At 51.2% G+C, this 1,166-nt stretch carries 1 protein-coding gene; it reads left to right on the top strand.

The features are described from left to right. Positions 1–1,166: IS1634 family transposase (locus tag DES29_RS12315; protein ID WP_428843305.1), on the top strand; the 1,166-nt coding region annotated here is incomplete at both ends.

Genomic DNA, 1,166 nt, shown 5'->3' with positions numbered 1-1,166 from the left:
GGCGGCAACTCCATGGCTGCCATGGAGGATTGGCGGGCCAGTGTGTATTTGCCGCATGGTCCTGCTCTGAAGAGCCAGCGCATCAGCGAAGTATTGAGCCGAGTTACGCCCAAGGACTTTGCGCGCTATTTCCATCTGCGGCATCAAAGCAAGATCGAAAGGATGTCCGGCGCAGACTGCGTGCACTATGCGTTGGACAACACAACGATTTCGTCATATTCGGCCACCATCGCGGATGTCGCCTACGGCCATGCCAAACGTGATCCGGAATTGCCGGTACTCAATTTCACTTTTGTTTGCGACCAAGACTCTGGGGACATTGTCTTCGCCCATGCCTATGAAGGCTCAATCCCTGATGTCACAGCCTTTGGAGAAATTGTTTATCGCATGAAGGATGCCGGTTTTGATTTCTCGAAAGTGATTTTGGTGACGGATCGCGGGTATCAAAGCCTAATCAACATCCAAAAGCAGATTGATCTGGAAGTGAAGTTCATACAGGGTATTCGCCTCAGCGAGGACATCGTGAAGCGCAGCTTTGACCGATATGACGCCTCGCTGCATAACCAGCGCTTTTACGACACTGGCGAACGCGTGTACGCCCATTCCACCACAGAAGCCTGGAAGCAATACACCGACTATGGATCACTCAACAAGACGCTGCATTTACATCTTTACCGCTTTCCTAAAGCCGATGAAGCTGAGATGGAAGAGCTTCGCTTACAAGTGCAGCAGGTGCTGGATCTGAAAAACGCGAACAAACAAGTACCGCCAGAAAAATGGCTGACTTATAAGCGTTTCGTTTGTGAAAGAACCACGGCGCAAGGACGCCGTTATTGGGATCGTGATGACAACGCCATTGAGGCCGCCTTACGCTATGCCGGCCGTTTTGCGATCCGAACCAATGCGGAAGCCAATCCGTTTAAAGCCTTAAGCATCTATCGGCTGCGCGGCCAAGTTGAGCAGGATTTCAATCAATTTAAAAACTGGGTCGATGGGAATCGACTGCGGTGTACGGATACGGCTTACTGGGGCAAATTGCTGGTGTGCACGCTAGCCACCTCACTGCGCATGATGGCCATTAAGGGAGCCCACGACCGTGAGCAAGGCAATCGCAAAATCCCCAATAACTCCATCGATTGTCTTTTCACGATCTTGAAGCAGATTCA

Source organism: Sutterella wadsworthensis (assembly GCF_003315195.1).
Lineage (GTDB): Bacteria > Pseudomonadota > Gammaproteobacteria > Burkholderiales > Burkholderiaceae_F > Sutterella > Sutterella wadsworthensis.
This window is presented reverse-complemented; position numbering and strand designations above follow the sequence as displayed.